Annotated in this window: 20 protein-coding genes; 17 read left to right on the forward strand and 3 right to left on the reverse strand. The window is 60.8% G+C overall.

From position 1 onward, the window contains the following. Positions 1-35: 35 nt before the first annotated feature. From U5O12_RS07730 to U5O12_RS07785, 12 genes are all read left to right on the forward strand, one after another. Positions 36-1,010, forward strand: a complete 975-nt coding sequence (locus U5O12_RS07730) for a 2-hydroxy-3-oxopropionate reductase (RefSeq protein WP_322578090.1) — start codon at positions 36-38, stop codon at positions 1,008-1,010. A 4-nt stretch (positions 1,011-1,014) separates the two neighbouring features. Further along, complete coding sequence (locus U5O12_RS07735) at positions 1,015-1,992, forward strand: TRAP transporter substrate-binding protein (RefSeq protein ID WP_416221464.1); 978 nt, start codon at positions 1,015-1,017, stop codon at positions 1,990-1,992. A gap of 66 nt (positions 1,993-2,058) precedes the next feature. Then, positions 2,059-2,685 carry a LysE family translocator gene (locus U5O12_RS07740; protein ID WP_322578068.1) on the forward strand — a complete coding sequence of 209 codons (627 nt, stop codon included), beginning with the start codon at positions 2,059-2,061 and terminating at the stop codon, positions 2,683-2,685. A 271-nt stretch (positions 2,686-2,956) separates the two neighbouring features. Continuing rightward, on the forward strand, positions 2,957-3,670 hold the full coding sequence (locus U5O12_RS07745) for a hypothetical protein (RefSeq protein ID WP_322578069.1): 714 nt from the start codon (positions 2,957-2,959) through the stop codon (positions 3,668-3,670). 141 nt (positions 3,671-3,811) lie between these two features. Continuing rightward, positions 3,812-4,420 carry a hypothetical protein gene (locus U5O12_RS07750; RefSeq protein WP_322578070.1) on the forward strand — a complete coding sequence of 203 codons (609 nt, stop codon included), beginning with the start codon at positions 3,812-3,814 and terminating at the stop codon, positions 4,418-4,420. Between the two features lie 2,084 nt (positions 4,421-6,504). Then, positions 6,505-9,129 carry a hypothetical protein gene (locus U5O12_RS07755; RefSeq protein WP_322578071.1) on the forward strand — a complete coding sequence of 875 codons (2,625 nt, stop codon included), beginning with the start codon at positions 6,505-6,507 and terminating at the stop codon, positions 9,127-9,129. 379 nt (positions 9,130-9,508) lie between these two features. Continuing rightward, a complete protein-coding gene (locus U5O12_RS07760; RefSeq protein ID WP_322578072.1) occupies positions 9,509-10,375 on the forward strand; it encodes a tandem-95 repeat protein in 867 nt (288 codons plus the stop codon). Then, entirely contained in the window at positions 10,359-11,546 is a 1,188-nt protein-coding gene (locus U5O12_RS07765) for a hypothetical protein (protein WP_322578073.1), read from the forward strand. Before U5O12_RS07760 ends, U5O12_RS07765 begins: the two co-directional genes overlap by 17 nt. A gap of 23 nt (positions 11,547-11,569) precedes the next feature. Beyond that, complete coding sequence (locus U5O12_RS07770; RefSeq protein ID WP_322578074.1) at positions 11,570-13,747, forward strand: type I secretion system permease/ATPase; 2,178 nt, start codon at positions 11,570-11,572, stop codon at positions 13,745-13,747. Continuing rightward, positions 13,744-15,072 (forward strand): HlyD family type I secretion periplasmic adaptor subunit, encoded by a 1,329-nt coding sequence (locus U5O12_RS07775; RefSeq protein ID WP_322578075.1) that lies wholly within the window; start codon positions 13,744-13,746, stop codon positions 15,070-15,072. Before U5O12_RS07770 ends, U5O12_RS07775 begins: the two co-directional genes overlap by 4 nt. Continuing rightward, complete coding sequence (locus U5O12_RS07780) at positions 15,062-16,444, forward strand: TolC family outer membrane protein (RefSeq protein WP_322578076.1); 1,383 nt, start codon at positions 15,062-15,064, stop codon at positions 16,442-16,444. The genes U5O12_RS07775 and U5O12_RS07780 overlap by 11 nt, the downstream gene beginning before the upstream one ends. Continuing rightward, positions 16,441-16,950 carry a toxin-activating lysine-acyltransferase gene (locus tag U5O12_RS07785; RefSeq protein WP_322578077.1) on the forward strand — a complete coding sequence of 170 codons (510 nt, stop codon included), beginning with the start codon at positions 16,441-16,443 and terminating at the stop codon, positions 16,948-16,950. Before U5O12_RS07780 ends, U5O12_RS07785 begins: the two co-directional genes overlap by 4 nt. Positions 16,951-16,962: 12 nt before the next feature. On the opposite strand, the gene U5O12_RS07790 is transcribed toward U5O12_RS07785, so the two are convergent. Beyond that, complete coding sequence (locus U5O12_RS07790; RefSeq protein ID WP_322578078.1) at positions 16,963-18,195, reverse strand: urate hydroxylase PuuD; 1,233 nt, start codon at positions 18,193-18,195, stop codon at positions 16,963-16,965. 25 nt (positions 18,196-18,220) lie between these two features. Further along, the gene (gene xdhC, locus U5O12_RS07795) at positions 18,221-19,042 is read right to left on the reverse strand and encodes a xanthine dehydrogenase accessory protein XdhC (protein WP_322578079.1); all 822 of its coding nucleotides are present in this window, start codon (positions 19,040-19,042) and stop codon (positions 18,221-18,223) included. Between the two features lie 89 nt (positions 19,043-19,131). On the opposite strand from xdhC, the gene U5O12_RS07800 reads away from it, so the two are divergent. After that, complete coding sequence (locus tag U5O12_RS07800) at positions 19,132-19,659, forward strand: hypothetical protein (RefSeq protein WP_322578080.1); 528 nt, start codon at positions 19,132-19,134, stop codon at positions 19,657-19,659. On the opposite strand, the gene uraH is transcribed toward U5O12_RS07800, so the two are convergent. Then, the gene (gene uraH / locus U5O12_RS07805) at positions 19,660-20,013 is read right to left on the reverse strand and encodes a hydroxyisourate hydrolase (protein ID WP_322578081.1); all 354 of its coding nucleotides are present in this window, start codon (positions 20,011-20,013) and stop codon (positions 19,660-19,662) included. A gap of 67 nt (positions 20,014-20,080) precedes the next feature. On the opposite strand from uraH, the gene U5O12_RS07810 reads away from it, so the two are divergent. The 4 genes from U5O12_RS07810 to U5O12_RS07825 form a co-directional block, all read left to right on the forward strand. After that, positions 20,081-20,722 (forward strand): GntR family transcriptional regulator, encoded by a 642-nt coding sequence (locus U5O12_RS07810; protein WP_322578082.1) that lies wholly within the window; start codon positions 20,081-20,083, stop codon positions 20,720-20,722. Next, a complete protein-coding gene (gene puuE / locus U5O12_RS07815; protein WP_322578083.1) occupies positions 20,719-21,669 on the forward strand; it encodes an allantoinase PuuE in 951 nt (316 codons plus the stop codon). The genes U5O12_RS07810 and puuE overlap by 4 nt, the downstream gene beginning before the upstream one ends. Before the next feature lie 3 nt (positions 21,670-21,672). Next, complete coding sequence (uraD, locus tag U5O12_RS07820) at positions 21,673-23,502, forward strand: 2-oxo-4-hydroxy-4-carboxy-5-ureidoimidazoline decarboxylase (RefSeq protein WP_322578084.1); 1,830 nt, start codon at positions 21,673-21,675, stop codon at positions 23,500-23,502. After that, positions 23,499-24,591 (forward strand): M20/M25/M40 family metallo-hydrolase (locus U5O12_RS07825; protein WP_322578085.1); only part of this gene is annotated, 1,093 nt, incomplete at its 3' end. The genes uraD and U5O12_RS07825, both read left to right, overlap by 4 nt.

Raw genomic sequence — 24,591 nt, forward strand, 5'->3', positions numbered from 1 at the left:
TTTCTGGCGGGGAGACTGGGTGGCAGCGTGTTCTGCTGCGTGTCCCCCGCCCTTCGGGCTCCTCCTTTACCTCCGCAGAACACGCTGCCACACAGTCTCCCCAACTCCTTCGCACTACCACTATGACTACTCTCGGATTTATCGGCCTCGGCATCATGGGCGCCCCCATGGCAGGGCACCTTATCGCCGCCGGCCACACCGTGTACCTGAACACCCGCAGCGCAGTGCCTGCACAGCTGCTGGAAGCGGGCGGACGCGCCTGCGCCAGTGCGCAAGAAGTCGCCCAAAAGGCCGACATCATCTTCCTCATGCTGCCCGACACCCCGGACGTGGAAGCCGTCTTGTTTGGCGCCAACGGTGTGGCCGCAGGCCTGAGCGCAGGCAAGACCGTGGTGGACATGAGCTCCATCTCGCCCATGGACACCAAGGCCTTCGCGGCCAAGATCAACGCGCTGGGCTGCCAGTACATGGACGCCCCCGTGTCGGGTGGTGAAGTCGGCGCCAAAGCCGCCAGCCTGACCATCATGGTGGGCGCCGAAGAAGCCACCTTCAACGCTGTGTTGCCGCTGTTGCAACTGATGGGCAAGAACATCACCCTGGTGGGCGGCAATGGCGATGGCCAGACCTGCAAGGTGGCCAACCAGATCATCGTGGCCCTGAACATTGCGGCCGTGGGCGAAGCCCTGCTGTTTGCCAGCAAGGCCGGCGCTGACCCTGCCAAAGTGCGCCAGGCCCTGATGGGCGGCTTCGCCTCTTCGCGCATTCTGGAAGTGCATGGTGAACGCATGGTCAAGCGCACCTTCAACCCGGGCTTCCGCATTGGCCTGCACCAAAAAGACCTGGCCCTGGCCCTGAGCGGCGCCAAGGCCTTGGGCCTGGCCCTGCCGCAAACCGCCGGTGCGGCGCAGCTGATGCAGGTGTGCGCGGCCAACGGCATGGCAGGTTTGGACCACTCGGCCCTGGTGCGCGCCTTGGAAATCATGGGCGCCCACGAAGTCGCCCAGGCCTGACGCCATGGCAGCACCCACCCCCCTTCGCTGGGCCGCCATGGGCCTGTTGGCCTTGGCCTGTGCAAGCGCAGGCGCGCAAACCAAGTTGCGCGCCTGGAACATCCACCCCGATGGCTACCCGGTCACCGAGGCGATGAAGCGCTTTGCCAGCCTGGTGACCCAGAACACCGGTGGGCGCTACCAGATCGAGATCTTCTCCAACGCCAGCCTGGGCGACCAGCCCAAGGCAGTGCAGATGCTCAAGGCCGGCGAGATCGATGTGGCTGAGTTCAGCTCCGGCCCTCTGTCTGATGCGGTGCCAGGCCTCAAAGCCTTGAACCTGCCATTTTTGTTCACCGACTCGGCCCACATGTTCAAACACCTGGACGGCAAGCTGGGCGAACGCTTTGCTGCCAAGCTGCAAGCGGCGGGCTTTGTGGTGCTGGGCTGGTACGACGGCGGCGGCCGCTCTTTCTACTGCGCCAGCCGCAGCGTCAACAGCTTCAAGGACCTGGCGGGTGCGCGCGTCCGCGTGCAGCAGTCTGAGGTGTACCTGGAAATGGTGAAGCTGCTGGAGGCCACGCCCGTGGCCCTGCCCTTCAAGGACGTGATGGGCGCTCTGGAAAAAGGCGAAGTGGACTGCGCCGAGAACAACATGCCGTCCTTCGAATCCACCGGGCATTACAAAGTGGCCAAGTCGGTCTACATGACCAACCACGTGGTCTCACCCGAAGCACTGGTGGTCTCCACCAAACTCTGGGCCAGCCTGAGCGCGGCCGACAAAGCCGCCTTTCAAAAAGCAGGCAGCGACTCTGCCCAGGTGATGCGTGAGCTGTGGAACAAACGCGTGGCGTCGGCAGTGGAAACCGCCACCAAGCAGGGGGTGCAGTTTGTGCGCGTGAAAGACGTGGCCCCCATGGTGCGCCGCATGTCCCCGCTGTACGGCAAGTACATGGCCGACCCCAGCACCCGCGAAGAGTTGCTCTCCATCATCGGCAACTGAGCATATGTCGGCAGGCGTTAGGATGGCAGTCCCTGCCCTCCTTTGCCGCGCCTGCGGCCCCCTGCCATGCTTGCTCTGGACACCACGCTGACGTTTTTTGCCGCTTCGGTTTTGCTCGCCCTCTCGCCCGGGCCCGACAACGTATTTGTGCTGCTGCACTCGGCCGTGCATGGGCGCCGCGCCGGCCTGCTGGTGGTGCTGGGCTTGTGCAGCGGCTTGCTGTTCCACACCGCAGCCGTGGCGCTGGGCCTGGCCGCGGTGTTTGCGGCGTCAGCCACCGCCTTTACGGCACTTAAGCTTCTGGGTGCGGGTTATTTGCTGTGGCTGGCTTGGGGCGCATGGAATGCACCTGTGGGCATTTCTGAAACGGCCACCCAGCCCGCCATGACACCTTGGCAAACCTACCTGCGCGGCGTGATGATGAACATCACCAACCCCAAGGTAGCCATCTTCTTCTTGGCCTTCCTGCCCCAGTTCGCCAACCCCGCCACAGGCAATATGGCGCTCCAAATCGTGCTGCTGGGCGCGGTCTTCATGCTGGCCGCCTTGCTCACCTTCAGCGCCGTGGCATGGTTCGCCGCAGGCTTTGGCCAGGTGTTCAAGCGCTCACTGCGCGCCCAGCGTGTGCTCAACCGCATCGCCAGCGTGGTGTTTGTGGGCCTGGCACTGCGGCTGGCAACGGCACAACGCTAGGGCCACAGGCGCCCCCCCCCTAGGGCAGGCAAACCAGCCCCCGATTGCCGCTATATCTTTGATAGTGGCTTACACATACCCCACCTGGGCTAGAGGTACTTTTACGCATAAGTTGCAGAAGCAGCCTATTTTGTGCGCTGCCGCAAATTCACCCGAATGGGGGATATACGGATGTGTAGTTGCCAGGTAAATTTATAAAAAAGCATATATGAGTAAAAAAAAGCAATAGTCCGTTTGCACCCATATGCACCCTTATTGGCTGGAAATCGCTTTGAACTACTCAACGCAAAACACAGAAGGCACCCGTTTGGTGCACAAAACCCGCAACCGATACCGCAAAGCGATGCAGGGCAATAGCGTGGCGCAGCGCTTGTTTGACATCTTGACCGAGAACGGTGGCATAGCCCCGGCCTGGCAGGTGCAAACGCAGATGGGCCATATGCAGCAGTTGCTGGCTGAGGGTGCAGGCCAGGGCGAGATTGCAGCCCAGCTGGGTGCCGGTGCCGGGGGCCATGCCTACCATGGCAACCAGGCCTATGCGATTGAGGGCAATGCTACCGAGAGTGCAGACTTCAAGACCCAGAGCTTTGGGGCGCTGGTGGTGCACTTGGGCTCCGATGTGGGGGCAGGCGTTGTGGCCAGTGATGCCGTGCAGGCCAGCACGCAGGCGCTGCAAAGCTTGCAAGAGCAACAAGCCGAACAACAGGTGGCTACCAGCACCCTGTACCGCGACACCGAGGGCGATGGTTTCTATGAGAAGACGCAGTGGGTGAGCGCCACCGATGCACAGGGCAACGTGCAAGGCATGCTGGTGCTGGACTACAACGGCAATGGCCTGGTTGAGACGCGCGATATCTTGAACCTGGGGGGCAATGGGGGGCAGATTCGATATCTATTTGATAGTGGCTTGCGCACATTCCATGAGGGCCAGAGGCCATTTTTTTATGCAGCTGCAAATTCACCCCTTTGGGGGATTTGCGCTTGATGTTTGACCGGGTAGAGTACCGGACTCATCCAAATTCATGCGACAAGCAGCGCCCCTGCAGAGCGCTCAACGCCCTCACTGCCTGCACACAACAGCGTTGCGTAGCCGCAAAACTCAGCCACGTAACTACGTCCAAAAAACATGAAAACTGACAACGTACCAAAAGAGTCTTTTTGGAAGACGGTATTTAAGACCCCCAGTGCTGCGCGAACGGCAACCGTGGTGATGTTGATCGTTTGGGGGATTGCAGCAGTATGGGGATGGTTTTTTGTTGAAACCACGGTACTGCGCGACAGCCAAACTGCACGTGACTACGTGGAATGGGCCACCAAGGTATTTCCTTGGCTGGACAACATCAGGCGGCTAGTGCCCCAGGCGGAAAAGGGGCTGTATTTGCACAGTGTGTACACCGTTGCATTGGCGCCGACTACTTTTCTATCACAGATAGTGCTAATGCATCATGTCGGAAAATTGAGTGAAGAAGATCGAACATTGCGCGACTTCCTGATTACGGCAGTATTTTGCCTACTCTCTTTGGCTGGGATGTTGTGGATTTTGTACGAATACATCCTTTTCCCTAGCTTTGGACGCTTGCACCGTACAGGTTACTCATTTGTTGCGAGTCCAATCACTGCCCCCTGTTTAGCACCATTTTTCATCATTGGACTGTGGTCACTATTGGCCGGAATTACATATTTCACCTCGCTAACAGTTCGCAAACTGATTTCCAAGGAGTCACGTCATGGCTAAACCGCCTGTATATGTTTTCACCAGCAGCGGAGCCATGCAGACGCAGACAGGTAGCGTGCAGCCCGTGGGAATCAATCTCAACACTGGGCTCAGCAATACGACAGTTATTCCCCAGCTGGGCCTGCTGGAGTCCATCGACAAATCAGTCAAAGATGCCGTCAAAGGGACCGAAGCTTGGCATGGGAGCGGTGGACTCGGCTCCACTGGCCCGCTGGGGGCTGCAGGTGTGGTCGCTGGTGGAATTGCAAAGTTTGATGATGTTACCGCCGTAGGCAACAACCTACTGGCTGGCCAGTTTCTGGAAAGCGCGATGGAGGCTGCAGGCGCTTTGGCGGGACCTGTTGGTGGGGGTGCGGGGGCTTGGGCAACTAAAGCAGCATTTGAACTCTTGCCCAAGGCCACTGGGCCTTTTCAACCAATAGTCATGCTTGGCGGCATCTTCGCTGGAGACAAATACGCCGGTGAAGCAGCAAAGCAATTGGCGTATGACCAATGGATACAAGCCACAGCCCCCGCCATTCCCGCCGATGCAAACTTGCAGCCTTCGCGCACAGTGGATGGAACCAACTACTACGTGGTCAGCACCAAGGATCAAAACGGTACGCCGCGCACCTATGTCTATACCGATGGGGGCAACTTCACGGGTGGCGATCCACTGCTTTTTCCGAACCAAACACGCTATGTGCCCATACTCAATCAGGACATCAGCAAGGATGTGGTCAAGCAAGTTCTGAGCGACAGTGGCTTTAACCCCAACATCACACTGCAGCAATGGAACGTGATGAACGGCGTAAGCCCCTCGGGCTACGCCGTGGATTCTGTGCACTACGAGCCGGTTGGCAATCTACAAACAATAGGCACAGGCCCCAACGCGCAAACGAGCCAAAGTGTTGTGCAGGTCAGGACGTTCAGAGACCCTGAAACGGGTGCCATCATGGAAGTGCGTGTACCTGGAAACCGCATGGATGGCAGCCAGTTTGAAATCACGGGAGCACCGTTCTCGATTGGAATGGACACGGCTGGAAAAACCATCATTCCTGGCGTAACTGAGGTAGCCCCCTCACCACCCGGCGTCGGCATCGACAGCCTGGGCCAAGTGGGCAGTACCACCTTTGAGGATCTGCGCCGCAACGAAATCAACCAACAAAACGCCACCGCCCCCGACGGCCAGCCCTACGGAGTCACCACCCAAACGGCACCCAACGCCAGCCAAACCTGGGACACCACCACGAATTCGGGCTTATCCACCCGCACCACGGATATAAAAAACGCGACCAGCACCACCCGCATCGTCACCGTGGTGGACACGGCGACAGGCCTGCCCGTCTCTGAAACTGTTTACGAAAACCGCCACAGCGCCCAGAACCCCAACGCCCCCGACAGCTTCAACATCGTCAGCACCTTTGATGCAAAAACCGGCCTGCGCCAAAGCCTGAACCAAAACACCGGAGTGATGGAGACGGTGCAAGGCAGTGCAGGCACCCCCCACACCTTCACCCCCCTGCCCAACAGCGGCACGGCCGACAACAGCTTCACCATCAGAACCGGTGACAGCTTGTGGAAGATTGGTAAAACGCTGGGCTTGAGCGACAGCGAAACCGCACAGTTTGTTGCGGAGACCCAGGCCAACGCGCGGGCCGCTGGCTCTGATGGAAATGTCAACGACCTCAAGCCAGGCAACACGGTTGCCATACCCGACTGGGCCAAAGACAAACTGGCTGCTTACAAAGAAGCCAGCATCAACGGCCTGGACCTGCCACCAGAAATCAATCCCACCAGCACCAGTGGCAGCGATGCAGCAAGCACCGCCGCCCCCAGCGCCGACAACGATTACCAACCCGGCAACAGCAACGGCGAGGCAGAGGCTGCTGCTTACCTTGCCAACCAGAACGCCGCCAACCAAACAAGCCAGAACGCCGCCAACCAAACAAGCACCGAACTCAAGCCCGACCTCACCCAAGAACAAGCAGATGCGCTGCTAGACACTCTGGGCCTCAAACCCACTGCCACCAGCGCCCCCGGCGTGCAGTACGCCGATGCAGGCAACACCACAGGCGATGGCGCAGTCGTCAGCGATGCAGGCGGTGGCGGTAGCACCGAAGCTGGCGATTCAGCATCAAATCACGCCCTTAGCCCCCGTCAACACTGCGCCAGCAGCTACACAAACCATAGCAAACCCCGGCCACCCCCAAGACCTGCAAACCTACCTCAGCGGTGCCGGCGCATCTCTGAGTCTCGTTCAGCAACAAGCCCTGGGCACCCAGCTGGCTGCTCTGGGCCTGGGGGCGGTGGATGGCGCGGGCCTGAGCCTGCACACCCTGCCCGGTGGCGGTGCCCTGTTGGCCAATGCCGATGGCGACATCGTGGGGGAACTTAGCCTCTCTCCCACAGGGGTACTGCACTTGCAGGCCAACACCATCAACCCCGATGGCTCCAGCAACCCTGTGGATGTGCATGTCACCGGTGCGGGCAAGGTGATGACGACCGGGCAGTACCAAGAGGCCCAATTCAACGCCAGCGCCAACGACGCAGCAGGCGCACTGAGCTTTGTCAACAGCCTGGCCAACCTGCAGCACTTTGACCACCTCACCGATCTGGGCAAGCTGCAAAGCTTGGTGGGCCTGTACAACCAGTTCGACAACCTGGGCAGTGCCACTGCGCAGCTCTCTGGCACGGGCGCGGACGGCAACCTGCCCGGTGACCTGGGCCAGTGGGGTGCGGGTCTGAGTTTGATCACCGCCCTGCAGGGCAACGACCCGATCGCGCAGGCCAGTGCAGCTGGAGCGTTCTACAACACCTTTGCCAACACCACAGGCAGCAGTCTCACGCCCATCGACTTGCCCTACCTGCAAGCCCTGAACCTGATAGGTGCCATCGAGAGCGGCAACACCGTGAGCATGATTGCCAGTGCGGTGGCCTTTATCCGCGGCAGTGATTGGCGGCCAGCATTGCCATCTGGATTTTGGCAGCCGGTGTGTTTGGCCGACAACCGCCCACCACCACCCGAAGGTGTGACCCACTTTGAATGGGACGCACAGGGCGACATCCAGATCAAGGTGGACTTCAACCAAAGCCACGGTGGCGAGATGGCGCAGAGCACTGCGCAGAGCGTGCAGGGCTTGTTGCAGTCCATCGTGCAAAGCATCAACGACCAGACACCCGATACGTCTGACAACGTGGCCATCAACCCCTACCTGCTGCCACGTGTGGGTTTCTCGCAGAGTGGCGGTGCGTGGATAGAGATGACCACACCCGATGGCGGCAGCTACCGGGAGATGTTGCAAGGTGCCAACCAGGCTGAGGGCTTGGCGCAGCGCTTGTTTGACATCTTGACCGAGAACGGTGGCATTGCCCCGGCCTGGCAGGTGCAAACGCAGATGGGGCATATGCAACAGCTGCTGGCTGAGGGTGCGGGCCAGGGCGAGATTGCAGCCCAGCTGGGTGCCGGGGCCGGGGGCCATGCGTACCACGGCAACCAGGCCTATGCGATAGAGGGCAACGCCACCGAGAGTGCGGACTTCAAGACCCAGAGCTTTGGGGCGCTGGTGGTGCATCTGGGCTCCGATGTGGGGGCCGGCGTTGTGGCCAGTGATGCTGTGCAAGCCAGCACGCAGGCGCTGCAAACCTTGCAAGAGCAACAAGCCGAACAACAGGTGGCTACCAGCACCCTGTACCGCGACACCGAGGGCGACGGCTACTACGAGCAAACCCAGTGGGTGAGTGCCACCGATGCCCAGGGCAACGTGCAAGGCATGCTGGTGCTGGACTACAACGGCAATGGCCAGATTGAGACGCGCGATATTTTGAACCTGGGGGGCAATGCGGGGCACGCTACCGAAGGGGCTTCACAGCCAGGCAACCTGGCTAACGATGCCCTGGCCGCCACCGCCCACGCGCACCTGCAGCGCAACAACGTGGAGTGGCTCGATGCCAACGGGGATGGGGTGCTCAATGCCAGCGACCCGGCGTTTGCAGCTATTCGGCTGTGGGTGGATGTGAACCAGGATGCGCGGCTGGATGCGGGCGAACAGGCCGACTTGGCGAGCTTGCAGATCAGCAGCATCGACTTCACCACCGGTGAGGTGGTGTATGCCGATGGCCACCGCGATGCGCTGAGTGCCACCACGCTGCAGTCGGACACCGAAGGCGTGCGCTACACGCAGATGCAGGAGGCGGATGCACAGGGCGTGCTGCACACGATTAACGCCGGGCAGATGCTGGAGCACGAGGGCTACCAGGGCCAGGTGCAGGTGGTGGACCAAGGCGGTGTGACGCGCTGGGGCAGTGTGCGCGAGGCTACGTTTGAACATGATGCGCTGACCACGGGAGACTGGGAAGGCACCGCAGAGCAAGACGAACACCGCCATGGTGGCACCAATGTGGCTGGCGCTCCTACGCAAACTACGGCTACCGGGGCGGTGAGCTTGGGGGACGTGAAACGCACAAAGGAAACCGGCAACAACGGCCAGGGCCAAGCGCTGACCGACAAACGACTGGTGTTTGTCCCCAGTACCGCCATTGCCGCGCTTGGCGCTGGGAGAGATTGGCGACCCAACAGCTGCCAGATGGTGCGCAGTGCGCAAGAAGGTGCCATGGCCGAGTGGACTGGGTATGGGCTTGGGTGCCCTGGCAATGGTTGGCCTAGGGGCGGTGCAGACCACTGCCTTTGCAGCATCAGCCACCCAGCAGGCGAGCGAGATGGCGCTTGATCGAGCAACAACGAGCTGGACTCTGCAGTACGCGCACAGCCGATGCGCACGGTGCCCAATGGCATTGCCCCGCGTATGACTGCAACCTCGCCACACGCCTGGCGGTGACTCCAACACGAGGACAGAGCCACAAGGCACTTGGCAAGAGGAGCCCCGGCGCGTGGTGGATGCGCCACCGCCGCCTGGTGTGCTGGCCGATATGGATGCCTTGCAGCGGGCGGGCCTTGATCGTCTCGGCCTACGCAAGCAACGTCAGCCCGGTCAGAGAAATTCGGGCTACGCTTGGTGAGTAGCGGCGTGCCCAGTGCAGCCGATAGTGAGACTCTGAGGATGAGGCCGCACCTGTCGCAGCCTGCGTTCACAACGCAGGCACAGAGGCATGCTGCTAGACCTGCCTAAGGTGGCAGGGGAAGTGCTGGCAGGCACCGAGGACACGGTGCTGCGCATTGGCACGGATTTGCTGTTGGCCAACGACAGCACTGTGAATGCGGGTGCCAACGGGGGGCGTGCTCGCTGCGCATCAGTGCGGTGGGCAACGCCGAGCCACGGGCAGGTGAGTTTGCAAACCAGCGTGAACGGTGCGGGCGACACGGTGACGGAGGTGGTGTTTCTGCCGGACCCGGACTTCTACGGCACTGCCAGCTTTAGCTACACGGTGACGGACCACTACGGCCTGTCCAGCACGGCCACCGCCACTTTGCTGGTAGATAACGTGAACGACGCGCCCTACGCGCAGGGTGAGGTGGTAAGCGGGGCCAGTGAGGACGCTACGTTCTTGATCAACAAGACCGTGCTGCTGGCCAACGATGGCGATGTGGACGACGCGACCAGCACGCTGGCCATCGGCTGGGTGGGCAATGCAGTGAATGGCACCGTAAGCCTGGACGCCAATGGCAATGTGGTGTTTGCACCAGGGCTGAACTTCAATGGCAACGCCGAGTTTGAATACATGACCGTGGACCCCGCAGGCCTGCTGTCGCCTACCGTGCAGGTGGTGATGCCGGTGGCCGCGGTGAACGATGCGCCGCTGGCGGTGGACGACCAGTTTCAGACGTATGTGAACAGCACGATGACGATTGGGTTTTCACAGCTCATCGGCAACGACTCGGACGTAGAGAACGATGTGCTGAGTTTGGTGAATGTGGGCAATGCAAGCCACGGAGTGGTGTCCATCGTCAACGGGCAGGTGGAGTTTGTGCCTACTGCCGGGTTCATAGGCGCAGCGTCGTTTGACTATCTTGGCTGATGACGGCAACGGGGGGCAAACCTGGGCGACTGCGTTTGTCGAGGTGAAGCCGCCGCCGAACTTGTATGCGTCGGTCAACCTGTACGGTGCAAGTTTCTACGGCACTGGGGGAAACTCTGGCAGGCGCATTGACATGGCGGATGTCAGTTTTGCAGTGTCGGACGATGGGGACACTGCGTTTTCTTCTGTGGCATTACTAAGTTTGAGCGTACTTCGCACTGACTTATCTAGACCCGAACCCGGCTCTGAAGGTGATATTAATTACCCTTACTACGCATGGCAAAGCATGGTGGGAGTCAACGCTTTTTCATACAGCAACACCCACATGAATCTGGACGTGCAACGAGGATATGGGTTCATTGATTTCCAGAGCACCTGGCGGATTACCGATGACCGTGGCTTGACCAACATTTGGCACCTCAACTACAGCATGAGCGGTGGGGCCACCAGCTACATGGAGTACTCGGGCTACGTGGGCCCGGTGGTGCTGTCTTTGGACGGCACCAATCCGTCTTACATCAGCACCCAATACTCCAATGTGCGCTACGACCTGGATATGGATGGTGTGGCGGACAAGGTGGCTTGGGCTGCGGCGGGCAGTGGGGTGCTGGGTATCGATTTGAATGGTGATCATCAGATCAGCGACGCCAGTGAGTTTGCGTTTAAGCAGTATGTGGACGGCGCACAAACTGATATAGAGGGGTTGCGGGCCTTTGATACCAATGGCAATGGCCTGTTGGACGCGGGGGATACACGGTGGTCAGAGTTTGGCGTTTGGGAGGATAAAAACGCCGATGGACTGACGCAGGACGGGGAATACCTGGGCCTGGATGCACTGGGGATTGCCTCCATCAATCTGCAATCCAACGCGCAAATGCACAGTGGTGCGCTGGCCGGTGGCGGGGCCAGCACAGACATTACGGTGATGGGGGACACCACGTTTACCCGCACCGATGGCAGCACCGGTGTGGCGGCAGACGCCATGCTGGCCTACCAGTCCGGCGTGTATGCGCAGGCAGCGGAGGCTGACTTGGCGCGCATGGCGCAGTTGTTTAACCAAATGAGCAACAACGCAAGCACGCACGATCTGGGGCCTTTGGGATTTGTTCCCATGCAAGGCACTGAAATCGTTGTGGCCAACGAAGAACTATTGGCTTTGCAAGCCGCCTAAAACAAAAGAACAGGGATTTGAGAGTGCAAGCAACATTAAAGCTTATTGGCCTTTACGCAAAACTTCACCACCTTCACTTAGACGCAGCACAACTCAGCCACCAGTTTGCCGACATTGCCCAGCAGGGTGATGAGCGTGCGGTTGCCGTAGGGGATATGGTTCGCATGCTGCAGCAGGTTGGCTTTGAGACCAAGCTGCGCAGTGGACAGGCCAAAGCCATTTCGCAGGTAGCACTACCGGCACTCATGCCAACCCAAGACGGCAGCTGGATGCTGGTGGGCAAGCTGGACATGACTGGCCCCGTGGGTGCTGCAGTAGTGCAATTGGCTGGGGACACCGCGCCGCGCCAGATCACCATGGCAGAGTTTGACGCCTTGTTTGCGCAGCAGTGGATCGTGGCCCAGCTGGTGGAATTGGTCCCCACCTCTGACATCAGCGCTGCCGCAAACGATGCGGGCAAGTTTGGGGTGGCATGGTTTTGGCACTCGCTCAAAAAATACAAAGCCCTCATGGCCGAGGTCTTGCTGGCTTCGCTATTTGTGCAAATCATTGCCTTGGTCACGCCCTTGATTTTTCAGGTGGTGATTGACAAGGTGCTGACCAACCGCACGCTGTCCACACTGGATGTGATGGTGATTGCGCTGCTGGGTGTGAGCATTTTTGAAGTGGTGCTGGGCGCAATACGCCACTACCTGCTGAGCCACACCACCAACCGGGTGGATGTGGAGCTGGGGGCCAAATTGTTCAAGCACCTGCTGCATTTGCCGCTGTCGTATTTTGAGAGCCGCCGCAGTGGCGACACGGTAGCCCGTGTGCGCGAGCTGGACAATGCGCGCAATTTTTTGACCGGGCAAGCGCTGACAAGCTGGCTGGATTTGCTGTTTGCGCTGGTGTACATCGCGGTGATGTTTTATTACAGCGTGACGCTGACGCTGGTGGTGCTGGCGGCACTGCCGGTGTTTTTTGGGGCATCGGCCCTCATCACGCCACTGCTGCGCAAGAAGCTGGAAGACAAGTTTGCGCTGGGGGCCGAGAACCAGGCCTTCCTGGTAGAGACGGTCACCTCCATGGAAACACTCAAAAGCCATGCCGTTGAGCCGCAGTGGCAAGGCGCGTGGGAGAGGCGCTTGGCCAGCTACGTCAATACGTCGTTTGAAGGCGGGCATCTGGGCAACGCCACCAACCAGTTCATTAGCATGGCCAGCAAGGTGCTCACCGTGGCGCTGCTGTGGTTGGGTGCGCGACAGGTGATTGACGGCGCATTGACGGTGGGTGGCTTGATTGCCTTCAACATGCTGAGCGGCCGCGTGAATGCGCCTATTTTGAAACTGTCGTCTCTGTGGCAAGACTTCACGCAGATGAAGGTGAGCATCAAGCGCTTAGGAGATATCTTGGATGCGTCACCCGAGCCCGCATTTCGCCCCCACCGCTCCGTACCGCCGGATGTGAAGGGGCAAGTGAGCTTGGACCGGGTGACTTTCAAGTACACGCCCAATGGGCCAGCCATTTTGAGTGACCTCAGCTTTGATGTGCAGCCCGGCGAGGTAATTGGCGTGGTAGGTGTGTCTGGGGCCGGCAAGACCACCCTGATGCGCCTGCTGCAGCGGCTTTACACCCCTGAGTCGGGGCGCATTGTGATCGATGGTGTTGACATTAACTTGGTGGATACCTCGTGGCTGCGCAGGCAGATGGGCGTGGTAGGGCAAGACACTTTGCTGTTCAACCGCAGTGTGCGCGACAACATTGCGCTGGCAGACCCCAGCCTAGGTATGGAGGCCGTGATGGCGGCTGCGCGCTTGGCCGGTGCCAACGACTTTATTCAAAAACTGCCTGATGGCTACGACACGGTCATTGGTGAGCGTGGCAGCAAACTCAGCGGCGGTCAGCGCGCTCGCATAGCCATTGCACGCGCATTGGCAACCAACCCACGCATGTTGTTGTTGGATGAGGCTACGGCGTCGCTGGACTATGAAAGCGAGCGTTTGATTCAGGACAACATGGCCGCCATTGCACAAGGGCGCACGGTGTTTGTCGTCGCACATCGGCTCTCCACCCTCCGGTTGGCAGATCGCATTTTGGTGCTGGACGATGGGCGTTTGGTGGAGACAGGGAGCCACCAGCAGTTGCTGGCCAGCGGCGGCAAATATGCGGCGCTGTACCAAGCCCACCAGGTGCTGCAAGTACAAGGAGCCGCAGCATGAGTGACAGCAAGCACAAAGTGGAGTTCAACCAGTTCAGCTCGGCGGCACTGGCGGTGATGGCACAACCGCCCTCCTACATCACACGTATGGCTTCTCTAGCCATTTGCGTAATGGCTGGGGCAGCATTGTTGTTTTCTTATCTGGCGCAGATGGACGTGGTGGTCACCGCCCAGGGCAAGGTGATTCCGGCAGGCAAGAGCAAGGTGGTGCAACCGCTTGAGGCCGGCGTAGTGAAGGCGATTGCCGTACGCGACGGGCAGACGGTGAAAGCAGGGGAGGTTTTGGTGGAGTTGGATTTGACGAGCAGCGGCGCGGATCGTAATCGCCTTGAGCGCGAGTTGTGGGAGGCCAAGGCCGAAGTCTTGCGCGCGACGGCCCAGTTGGGGGGGCGTGGACAGTTTTCTGTCCCTGCGGGGATGCCCACCGAGGTGGCTGCCAATCAACAAGCCGTGCTGCAAAGCCGCTTGGCGGAGCAACATGCAAAACTGGCAGTGCTGGACGCAGAGCTGACCAAACGCAAGGCAGATGCTGCCGCGATCAGCAGCGGGCTGGCGCAGCAACGTGCCAGCGTGCCGCTGATGCAGCAAAAGTACAACATGCGCGAAGAACTTGCCAAGACGGGCCATGTGGCGCAAACCGGCGTCATTGAGAGCAAGGTGGAGTTGATCAACGCAGAGAAAGAGCTGGCGGTGCAGGGCAATCGCTTGCAAGAGTCGCAAGCAGGTCACATGGCGGCGCAAGAGCAGCGGGCACAAGCCGTGGCGGAGTTCCGGGCCAAGGCCAGCGCGGAATTGCTGGAGTCGACGAAGCGGCGCGATGTTGCGGAGCAGGAGTTCATCAAGGTGAGTCAACGGTTTGCGCTGCAAACGCTGCGTTCTCCCATTGATGGTGTGGTGCAGCAATTGGCAGTGACTACGGTAGGCGGTGTAGTCACTGCCGCCCAAGCGCTGATGACGATTGTTCCTGCCGATACGCCCCTGGAACTCGAAGCCCAGGTGATGAACCGGGACATTGGCCATATCCGCGTGGGCCAGCGCGTGATCAACAAGGTGGAGACGTTTGACTTTACGCGCTACGGCTACATCGAGGGAGAGGTGCTGTGGGTAGGTACGGACGCGGTACAAGACCAGAAACTAGGCGCGGTGTACCCGGTGCGCATCAAGCTCAATAGCACCGAGACGCCTACCGCCATCAATGGCCGTGTGGGCACCGTGAAAGCGGGAATGAGCGTGACTGCAGACATTCGCACAGACGAGCGACGACTGATTGACTATCTGCTTGCCCCCATGCTGCGCTACAAGCAGGAGGCACTGCGTGAGCGTTAATCCATACTACGCACGTCGCCTGCGGATAGGACTCGTGGTTGCGAGTCTGACAGTGGGAATGAGCCCGACTTTTTCACAATCTCTGTCAGCCATCTACGAGAAAGCGAAAGGTCAAGATGCACAGTACTTGGCATCGCAAAAGACCTTTTTAGCAGCTATGGAGAAACTGCCACAAGCACGGGCGGGGCTTTTGCCTTCTGTGAATCTGACTGCCAACAAAAATCGCCAGTTCGGTGATGCGTCATTTGCGGGCGCAAGCCCAGTAGACCGCGATGTGCAGTCGTGGTCTTGGAACGCACAACTGACACAGCCACTTTTTCGTTGGGCCAGTTGGGTGGGCTACCAGCAGGCCGATGCGGCTACCCAACAAGCGGCAGCCCAGTTTGCAGCGGCAGAGCAAGACTTGGTGCTGCGTGTAGCGCAGGCCTATGTCGATGTTTGGGTTGCAGTCCAAAGTGTTGATGTCCTCCATGCCCAGGTGTTGGCATTGAATGAGCAACTGACTTTGGCAGAAAGAACCTACGCCGTAGGAACCGGAACGATCACGGATGTACACGAAGCCAAGGCAAAGTGGGCACAGAGTCGGGCTCAACATGTCGCTGCCGCCAATGAGTTGGAGAACAAGCGCGCTGAACTGGAGAAGATCGTAGGAGAACCCGTCGCCACTTCACTGGCCCAGGTGCCCGCGATCTCACTGCAGAACGCCGGAAAACCACTAACGGATTGGCTAGTACAAGCAGAAACCCATAACCCACAGATTAGGAGCCAACTGTCGGCACTGGAAGTTGCGAACAAAGAGGTTGCCAAACACCAAGCCGCGCATATGCCTACGCTGGATTTGGTGCTGAGCCGCTCTACCAACAACAGTTCTGGTTCACTGAGCTCACCCGCTGATTTGTCCACCCATGTGAACTCCAACCAAGCAGGCCTTCAATTGACGATTCCACTGTACGCGGGTGGTGGCACGCAGTCACGTATTCGTGAAACGCTGGCATTGGTCGCAAAAGCTCAGGATGAACTCACATTGGCGAGACGCAATGTGGCTACGCAGATTCGCCAAGCCTATGCAGGCATTGTGAGTGGTCAAGCACAAATAGCAGCTTTGCAGACTGCGATTGAGGCAGGAAAAAATGCCGTCGAATCCAACAAAATTGGCCTGCGCATTGGCACCCGTATCACCCCTGATGTGCTGAATGCGGAGCAACAGCTGTATGCCTCCATGCGCGACTTATCAAAGGCACAGGCAGAAACGTCGATTCAGTTCTTGAAGCTGCAAGCCGCCGCCGGAGTTTTGCTTCCTGAATCGCTGGAGGCGCTCGATGCATCGGGGCCTCCAGGCACCACACATACCCACAAGGAAACGACTCCATGAATACCCCTATCAGCACTCCCCCCTCCGAGAAAATGAACGGTGGGACAAACCCCTCTGAACTGCAAGATTTTGCGGAGCTGCTGAAGAAGCAAGCGCGCCATGTCGTCGGCAAGCTCCCTCTGCTCGGGGCAGTCAGTTGGCTCATGATGCAGCAGACTGCTACGCGCCACACTTTGCTGAGCGAACTGGAATGGCGGGTAATGCCGGCTTTGGTGCTAGAACAAGCCAAGCTGTATATGCGGGATGACTCCCCGATCGCCTACGTTTCTTGGGCGACTTTGTCAGAGCCGGTCGCGCAACGGTACGCGTCTGCCCCCCACCAGCTCACCGCTGCCGATTGGAAATCGGGAGAACAGGTGTGGATCATTGACTTGTTTGTGCCATTTGGTGGTGGACAAGAGGTGATGAACGATCTGCGCTCAAACCTATTCCCAAGGCAACAGATTCATCAGCTGCATGTGGGCCCCAACGGGCAACTCCAGCCTATGACCTGGCCCGCAAAGTGACCGCTATCCGGCTCAGTCGACCTTCGCCCCCGCCTCAAACCACTGTTTCACCATCGCCCGCTCGGCGTCTGTCATGCCGGTGGAGTTGCTCATCGGCATGATTTTGGTGACGACGACTTGCTGGTAGACGGCCTGCGCGTGGCTGGCCAAGCCTTGCGGGGAATCCAGGCGCACGTTTTTCATCTGCACCGCTTCGCCGTGGCACATATAGCAGCGCTGGGCCAGCATGGGCTGCATTTCTTTATAGCCAATTGGGGCTTTAGCGCCCGTGGCTACTGCGCCAGCAGCTCCTGAATTAGTAGCATCCTGCGCAGGCGGCGCGGGCTTGAGCCAGACCAGCATGCCGAGGATGGCTACCACACCCACGGCAGCATAGGGCCAGGGGTGGCTGTTGCGGCCCAGCTTGTAGCCGTGGCGCAGCACAAAGAACTGGCGAATGGCGGCACCGGCAAACATCATGACGATGAGCACCAGCCAGTTCTGCGGATGGCTGTAGGTGAAGCTGTAGTGGTTGCTGAGCATGGCGAACAGCACAGGCAGCGTGAAGTAGGTGTTATGCACGCTGCGTTGTTTGCCGCGCTTGCCGTGGATGGGGTCTACAGCGCGGCCAGCCGCAATGTCGGCCACCATGGTGCGCTGGCCGGGGATGATCCAGAAGAACACATTGGCGCTCATGGCGGTGGCCATCATGGCGCCCACCAGCAAAAAGGCCGCGCGCCCAGCAAACCAGTGGCATGCCAGGTACGAGGCCACACACACCAGCACCGCCACCAGTGCACCCACGATGGCGTCACCGTTTTTGCGCTGGCCAAAGATGCGGCAGATGGCGTCATAGGCCAACCAGAACACCACCAGGAACGACAGCGCCACCGCAATGGCGGCGTGCGGGTGCCAGGCCATGACCGACTTGTCGATGAGGTAAGTGCCCGCACTCCACAAATAGGAAATGGTGAACAGCGAGAAACCGGTGAGCCAGGTGCTGTAGCTCTCCCAGTAAAACCAGTGCAGATTGCCGGGCAGTTTGGGCGGCGCCCCGGCAAATTTGACCGGGTGGTAGAAACCACCGCCGTGCACGGCCCACAGCTCGCCGCTCACGCCTTGCTTTTTCAGGTCATCGTCTTCGGGCGGGGTGAGGCTGCTGTCCAGAAACACAAAGTAGAACGAGGAACCAATCCAGGCGATGGCGGTGATGACGTGCACCCAGCGCAGCAGCAGGTTGGCCCAGTCGAGTAAATAGCTTTCCATGCGATGGTTCTCCTAGAGATTCAGGTCAGGCCGCAGCCTTGGGTTCAGTTGGCACTTGCAAGAGTTGGGCCGCCACAGCCACCGCAATCACCTCGGGGCGCTTGTCGTGAATGCCGGGAACGCCAATAGGGCAGGTGATGTGCGCCAGCTCGGCCGCGCTGAAACCGCGCGCCTCCAGCCGGTGGCGGAAGGTGGCCCACTTGGTTTGGCTGCCAATCAGGCCGATATAGGGCAGATCACCCTGCGCACGCTGGCGGGTCAGGCAGGCGGCCACGATGTCCAGGTCTTCGGCGTGGCTAAAGCTCATGATCAGCACGCGCGACTGTGGTGCCAAGCCGACCACGGCGGCCTGCACCGGGTCGGAGTGTTCGCAGCGCACGTTGTCCGGCACTGCGGCCGGAAAAATGCCGTCGCGGCTGTCGATCCACTCCACGACAAAAGGCAAGTTGCCCAGCACATCCACCAGCGCCTGGCCCACATGGCCACCACCAAACAAGGCCACAGGCCAGCGCGGTGGTTGCAGGCGCTGCAACACCGCCGCGCTGTCTTGTACCGTGATGCGCTCAAACTGCAGGTGCACCTCGCCGCCGCAACACTGGCCCAGGCTGGGGCCCAAGGCATAACGTTGTGTGAATGGGGCCGCGCCCAATTGCAACAAATGATTGCGGGCCGCGGCAATCGCATCCAGCTCCAGCCGCCCCCCACCCACCGTGCCCAGCACCGTATCGGGAAACACCGCCATCCAGGCCCCGGCCTCGCGCGGCACGGAGCCGCGGCTGCTGTGCACACGCACCAGCACCGCGTCGGCCCGGGCCAATTGCGCCGCCAGGAGGGGGAGCCATTTCACAATCGGATACCTTTAGCGGCCGGGCACAGCAGGTACAGGCCATAATTTGCCCCACAGTACATCGGCAACGTACCGAACGGAGACAACCCATGCAGCAATTCTTGACCGTGCGCGGCTGCGCACCCACCCGTTGGAATGTAAGTGTTCTTGCAGGTCTGATGGCCGTGCTGGCCGGCTGCTCCAGCCCGCCCCCCAAGCCGCCCCCGGCCGCCACCGCACCGGTAGCACCGCCGCCCGTAGCCGTGGCACCGCCTCCGCTGCCCCAGCCCACCCATACCTCGCAAGCGCCCACGCCACGGGATTACCGCCGCGACGCTGCCAAGCACCTCTATGACCGCAACACCCAGCGCATTTTTGCCGGCAAGCTGCCGCCCCTGCTCTACGCCGTGGGGGTGTTGCAGGTCGATATTGACCGCATGGGCCAGGTCACCGACATCCGCTGGATGCGCGCGCCCAGCCATGCCCCCGAAGTGATGGCCGACATCGAACGCTCGGTGCGATCGGCGGCCCCCTTCCCCGCACCCGTGCGCATGGGCAAGGTGACCTACACGGACACCTGGCTGTGGCACAAGAGTGGGCGTTTTCAACTCGATACCTTGACGGAGGGGCAACTCTAGTCAGGAGCCGCGGTAGGTGGAGTAGCTCCACGGACTCACCAACAGGGGCACGTGGTAGTGCTGGTCCACATGGGCCACGCCAAAGTCCAGGCTCACCTGGTTCAAAAAGTTGGGTTCTGGCAAGGCCACGTTTCGGGCCTTGAAGTAGCCCGCCACATCAAACACCAAACGGTAAGTGCCCACGCGCAGGCTGGCGTTGTCGTACAGCGGGCCGTCCGGGTTGCGGCCGTCGGCGTTGAGCACAAAGCGTTTCACCAGCGTGGCAGTGTCGCCCTGCGTGGTGTACAGCGCCACCGCCATGCCTGCTGCGGGCGTGCCGTGCATGGTGTCCAGTACGTGTGTGCTCAAGCCCATGGCGCTGCCCTTTCGCTGAAAAATCCAAAGTGTATACACTTTTGGGCATTCTCGGTATCATGCCCGCATGGAGCCCACCACCACCAGTTTCATCGTAGAGGCGATCACGCGCTCCATCGTGGAGCACCAGCTCGCACCCGGCGCCAAACTGGGCGAACAAAAGCTGGCCGACCAATTTGGCGTGTCACGCACGCTGATCCGCCAGGCGCTGTTCCAGCTCTCGCAAAACCGCCTGATCCGCATGGAACCCGCACGGGGCGCCTTTGTGTCGGCCCCCTCGGTGGCCGAGGCGCGCCAGGTGTTTGCCGTGCGCCGCATGCTCGAAGCGGGCATGGTCCGTGCATTCATCGCGCAGATCACCCCCGAGCACATCAAGGCACTGCGTGCACACATTGTTCAAGAGCAAGAGGCCGTGCGCGACGGCAATGTCAGCAGCCGCACCGAGCTGCTGGGCGACTTCCATGTGCGCATGGCCCAGCTCATGGGCAATGAAGTGCTGGCCCTGCTGCTGATGGACCTGCTCTCGCGCTGCGCCCTGATCACGCTGATGTACCAGTCCAGCGCTGCAGCGGCACATTCGCACGAGGAACACACCGCCATCGTGGATGCGCTCCAGGCGCGCGACGAAGGCCTGGCCCTGCGCCTGATGGACGAACACCTGCAACACGTGGAAGCCGCCTTGACCCTGACACCTGCCCCCACACCATGACCACCTACGACAGCACCCTCCCCTACCCCCGCGACCTGATTGGCTATGGCGAACATGTGCCGCACGCGCAGTGGCCCGGCCAGGCCCGTGTGGCCGTGCAATTCGTCCTCAACTACGAAGAAGGGGGTGAAAACAGCGTGCTGCACGGCGACGCTGGCTCTGAGCAATTCCTCTCAGAAATGTTCAACCCTGCCAGCTACCCGGACCGCCATATCAGCATGGAAGGCATTTATGAGTACGGCTCGCGCGCCGGCGTGTGGCGCATCCTGCGCGAGTTTGAGCAACGTGGTCTGCCGCTCACCGTGTTTGGCGTGGGCATGGCGCTGGAACGCTACCCGGAGCTGACACGTCGCTTCGTGGAGTTGGGCCACGAGATTGCCTGCCACGGCCACCGCTGGATCCACTACCAGAACATGGACGAAGCGCAGGAGCGCGAACACATGCAGCTGGGCATGGCGGCCATTGAAAAGCTGGCGGGCGAAAGGCCGCTGGGCTGGTACACCGGCCGCGACAGCCCGCGCACCCGCCGTTTGGTGGCCGACTACGGCGGCTTCGAGTACGACAGCGACTACTACGGCGACGACCTGCCTTTCTGGATGAAGGTGCAAAAGACCGATGGCTCCGTGGTGCCTCAGCTCATCGTGCCCTACACGCTGGACTGCAACGACATGCGCTTTGCTTTGCCCCAGGGCTATTCGCACGCAGACCCGTTTTTCCAGTACCTCAAAGACACCTTTGACGCGCTCTATGCCGAAGGCGACCCCGACGGCCTGAATGCCCCCAAGATGATGAGCATCGGCATGCACTGCCGCCTGCTGGGCCGCCCTGGGCGCATCACGGCGCTGCAGCGTTTTCTGGACCACATCGCCCAGCACGACAAGGTGTGGGTGGCGCGGCGCATCGACATTGCGCGGCACTGGAAAGCTACGCACCCCTACCAAGGCTGAGCCATGCGCACCCCATCCCCTCACCTCACGCTGGATCAGCTCAACGCCCTGCCGCTGGCCGAAGCCGCCGCGCGGCTGGAAGGCTTATACGAACACTCGCCCTGGATTGTGGAAAGCGCCCTGCAGCAACGGCCTTTTGCGTCGCTGGCTGCCTTCAAACACCGCATGGTGCAAGTGGTGGCCGCAGCGGGGCGCGAGCCCCAATTCGCACTCTTGCGTGCCCACCCCGAACTGGCCGGCAAGGCCATGGTGGACAACAGCCTGACTACCGAGAGCAGCAATGAACAAAGCAAGGCCGGCCTGACGCACTGCACGCCCGCCGAGTTCGACAAGATTCAAAAGCTCAATGCCGAGTACAACGCGCGCTTCGGCTTCCCCTTCATCCTGGCGGTGCGCGGCCCACGCGGTAGTGGCCTGCCAAAGGCCGAGATCATCGCCACGCTGGAGCGCCGGGTGCAAGGTCACCCGGACTTTGAACTGGCCGAGTGCCTGCGCCATGTGCACCGCATTGCCGAGATTCGCCTGAACGACAAGTTTGGCTACACGCCCACGCAGGGCCACCAGGTGTGGGACTGGCAGGAGGCCTTGGCCCAACACACCGATGCGACCTATGTGGGCACCGGGCAACTCACCGTCACCTACCTGACCGACGCGCACCTCGCCTGCGCCCGCCAAATCCAGGCCGACATGCTGGCCGCCGGCTGCGACAGCGCCACCATCGACGCGGTGGGCAATGTGGTGGGCCGCTATGAAAGTGATAGCTATTCGCGCAATAACCACGGCCTGAAAGCCGAAAAAGGCTCTAAAACCCTGCTGACCGGAAGCCACTATGACACCGTGCGCAACGGCGGCAAATACGACGGTCGCCTGGGCATCTATGTGCCCCTGGCCTGCGTGCAAGCGCTCAAGGCGCAAGGCCAGCGCCTGCCCTACGCGCTGGAGGTGGTGGGCTTTACCGAAGAAGAAGGCCAGCGCTACAAAGCCACCTTCTTGGGCTCGGGCGCACTCACCGGCGACTTTGACCCCGCCTGGCTGGACCAGACGGACGCAGACGGCATCAGCATGCGCGAAGCCATGGCAAACGCCGGGCTGGATGTGAACGCCATCCCCGCCATCCGCCGCAACCCCGCCGACTACCAAGGCTTTGTGGAGGTGCACATCGAGCAAGGCCCGGTGCTCAACGCGCTGGACATTCCGCTGGGCGTAGTCACCTCCATCAATGCCAGCGTGCGCTATGTGGGGGAGATCACCGGCATGGCCAGCCACGCCGGCACCACGCCCATGGGCCAGCGCCGCGATGCGGCTGCTGCGGTGGCAGAGCTGATCTTGCTGGTGGAGCACTGCGCTACCCAAGACGGCGACTCGGTAGGCACCGTGGGGCAGCTGAACGTGCCCAATGGCTCCATCAATGTGATCCCCGGGCGCTGCCAGTTCTCGCTGGACCTGCGCGCGCCGTCCGACGCGCAGCGCGATGCGCTGGAGGCCAAAGTGCTCACTGGCCTGCGCATGATTTGCGAGCGCCGTGGCCTGCACCACACACTCACCCGCACCATGCAAGCCAGCGCCGCACCCAGCGCGCCCGCATGGCAGCAGCGCTGGGAGGCCGCCGTCACTTCGCTGGGCGTGCCCGTGCACCGCATGCCCAGCGGCGCCGGGCACGACGCCATGAAGCTCCATGAAATCATGCCCCAGGCCATGCTGTTTGTGCGTGGCCTGAATTCCGGCATCAGCCACAACCCGCTGGAATCCACCACCAGCGACGACATGCAACTCGCCGTCGATGCCTTCAGCCACCTGCTGCATCAACTGGCCCAAGAACCTACACACCCATGACCACACCCTACGCACAACTCGACGCCTGGATTGACGCGCACTTTGACGAGCAAGTGCGCTTTCTGCAAGAACTGGTGCGCGTGCCCACCGACACCCCGCCCGGCAACAACGCGCCCCACGCCGAGCGCACCGCCGAGCTGCTGGCCGCCATGGGCCTGCAGGCCGAACAACACAGCGTGCCAGCCAGCGAAGTACACGCCGCCGGCATGCAAAGCATCACCAACCTGGTGGTGCGCCGCGCCTACGCTGCAGGCGGGCTCACCATCGGCCTGAACGCCCACGGGGATGTGGTGCCCCCCGGTGAGGGCTGGACGCATGACCCCTACGGCGGCGAGATTGCCGACGGCAACATGTACGGCCGCGCCACGGCAGTGAGCAAGAGCGATTTCTCCAGCTACACCTTTGCGGTGCGCGCCCTCGAATCGCTGGGCTTGCCGCTCAAGGGCGGCGTGGAACTGCTGTTCACCTACGACGAAGAATTCGGCGGCGAACTGGGGCCTGGCTGGTTGCTGGAAAAGGGCCTCACCAAGCCCGACCTGCTGCTGGCGGCAGGTTTCTCGTACCAAGTGATTACCGCGCACAACGGCTGCCTGCAAATGGAAGTGACCGTGCACGGCAAGATGGCACACGCCGCCATCCCCGAGAGTGGTGTGGACGCCCTGCAAGGTGCGGTGCACATCCTGAACGCGCTGTATGCCCAGAACACGCTCTACAAACAAGTGACGTCGGACGTAGACGGCATCAACCACCCCTACCTGAACGTGGGCCGCATCGAAGGCGGCACCAACACCAATGTGGTTCCCGGCAAAGTGGTCTTCAAGCTGGACCGCCGCATGATCCCCGAGGAAAACCCTGCCGAGGTGGAAGCCGCCATCCGCAAGGTCATTGCCGACGCGGCGGCCCATGTGCCCGGCATCTCGGTCGACATCAAGCGCCTGCTACTGGCCAACTCCATGCGCCCGCTGGCAGGCAACAAGCCCTTGGTCGATGCGCTGCAAAAGCACGGCGAAGCCCTGTTTGGCGAAGCCATCCCCGCCATGGGCACACCGCTCTATACCGATGTACGCCTGTTTGCCGAGCGCGGCATCC

Source organism: Rhodoferax sp. (genome assembly GCF_034519335.1).
In the GTDB taxonomy this organism is placed as follows: Bacteria; Pseudomonadota; Gammaproteobacteria; order Burkholderiales; family Burkholderiaceae_C; genus Allorhodoferax.

Excerpts from the sequence above, each read along its gene's own strand:
- uraH (WP_322578081.1), bottom strand. The coding sequence starts at position 20,013 with ATGGGCTTGAGCACACACGTACTGGACACCATGCACGGCACGCCCGCA.
- U5O12_RS07790 (WP_322578078.1), bottom strand. The coding sequence starts at position 18,195 with ATGGAAAGCTATTTACTCGACTGGGCCAACCTGCTGCTGCGCTGGGTG.
- U5O12_RS07750 (WP_322578070.1), top strand. The coding sequence starts at position 3,812 with ATGAAAACTGACAACGTACCAAAAGAGTCTTTTTGGAAGACGGTATTT.
- U5O12_RS07740 (WP_322578068.1), top strand. The coding sequence starts at position 2,059 with ATGCTTGCTCTGGACACCACGCTGACGTTTTTTGCCGCTTCGGTTTTG.
- puuE (WP_322578083.1), top strand. The coding sequence starts at position 20,719 with ATGACCACCTACGACAGCACCCTCCCCTACCCCCGCGACCTGATTGGC.
- uraD (WP_322578084.1), top strand. The coding sequence starts at position 21,673 with ATGCGCACCCCATCCCCTCACCTCACGCTGGATCAGCTCAACGCCCTG.
- U5O12_RS07760 (WP_322578072.1), top strand. The coding sequence starts at position 9,509 with ATGCTGCTAGACCTGCCTAAGGTGGCAGGGGAAGTGCTGGCAGGCACC.
- U5O12_RS07785 (WP_322578077.1), top strand. The coding sequence starts at position 16,441 with ATGAATACCCCTATCAGCACTCCCCCCTCCGAGAAAATGAACGGTGGG.
- U5O12_RS07775 (WP_322578075.1), top strand. The coding sequence starts at position 13,744 with ATGAGTGACAGCAAGCACAAAGTGGAGTTCAACCAGTTCAGCTCGGCG.
- U5O12_RS07810 (WP_322578082.1), top strand. The coding sequence starts at position 20,081 with ATGGAGCCCACCACCACCAGTTTCATCGTAGAGGCGATCACGCGCTCC.
- U5O12_RS07800 (WP_322578080.1), top strand. The coding sequence starts at position 19,132 with ATGCAGCAATTCTTGACCGTGCGCGGCTGCGCACCCACCCGTTGGAAT.
- U5O12_RS07735 (WP_416221464.1), top strand. The coding sequence starts at position 1,015 with ATGGCAGCACCCACCCCCCTTCGCTGGGCCGCCATGGGCCTGTTGGCC.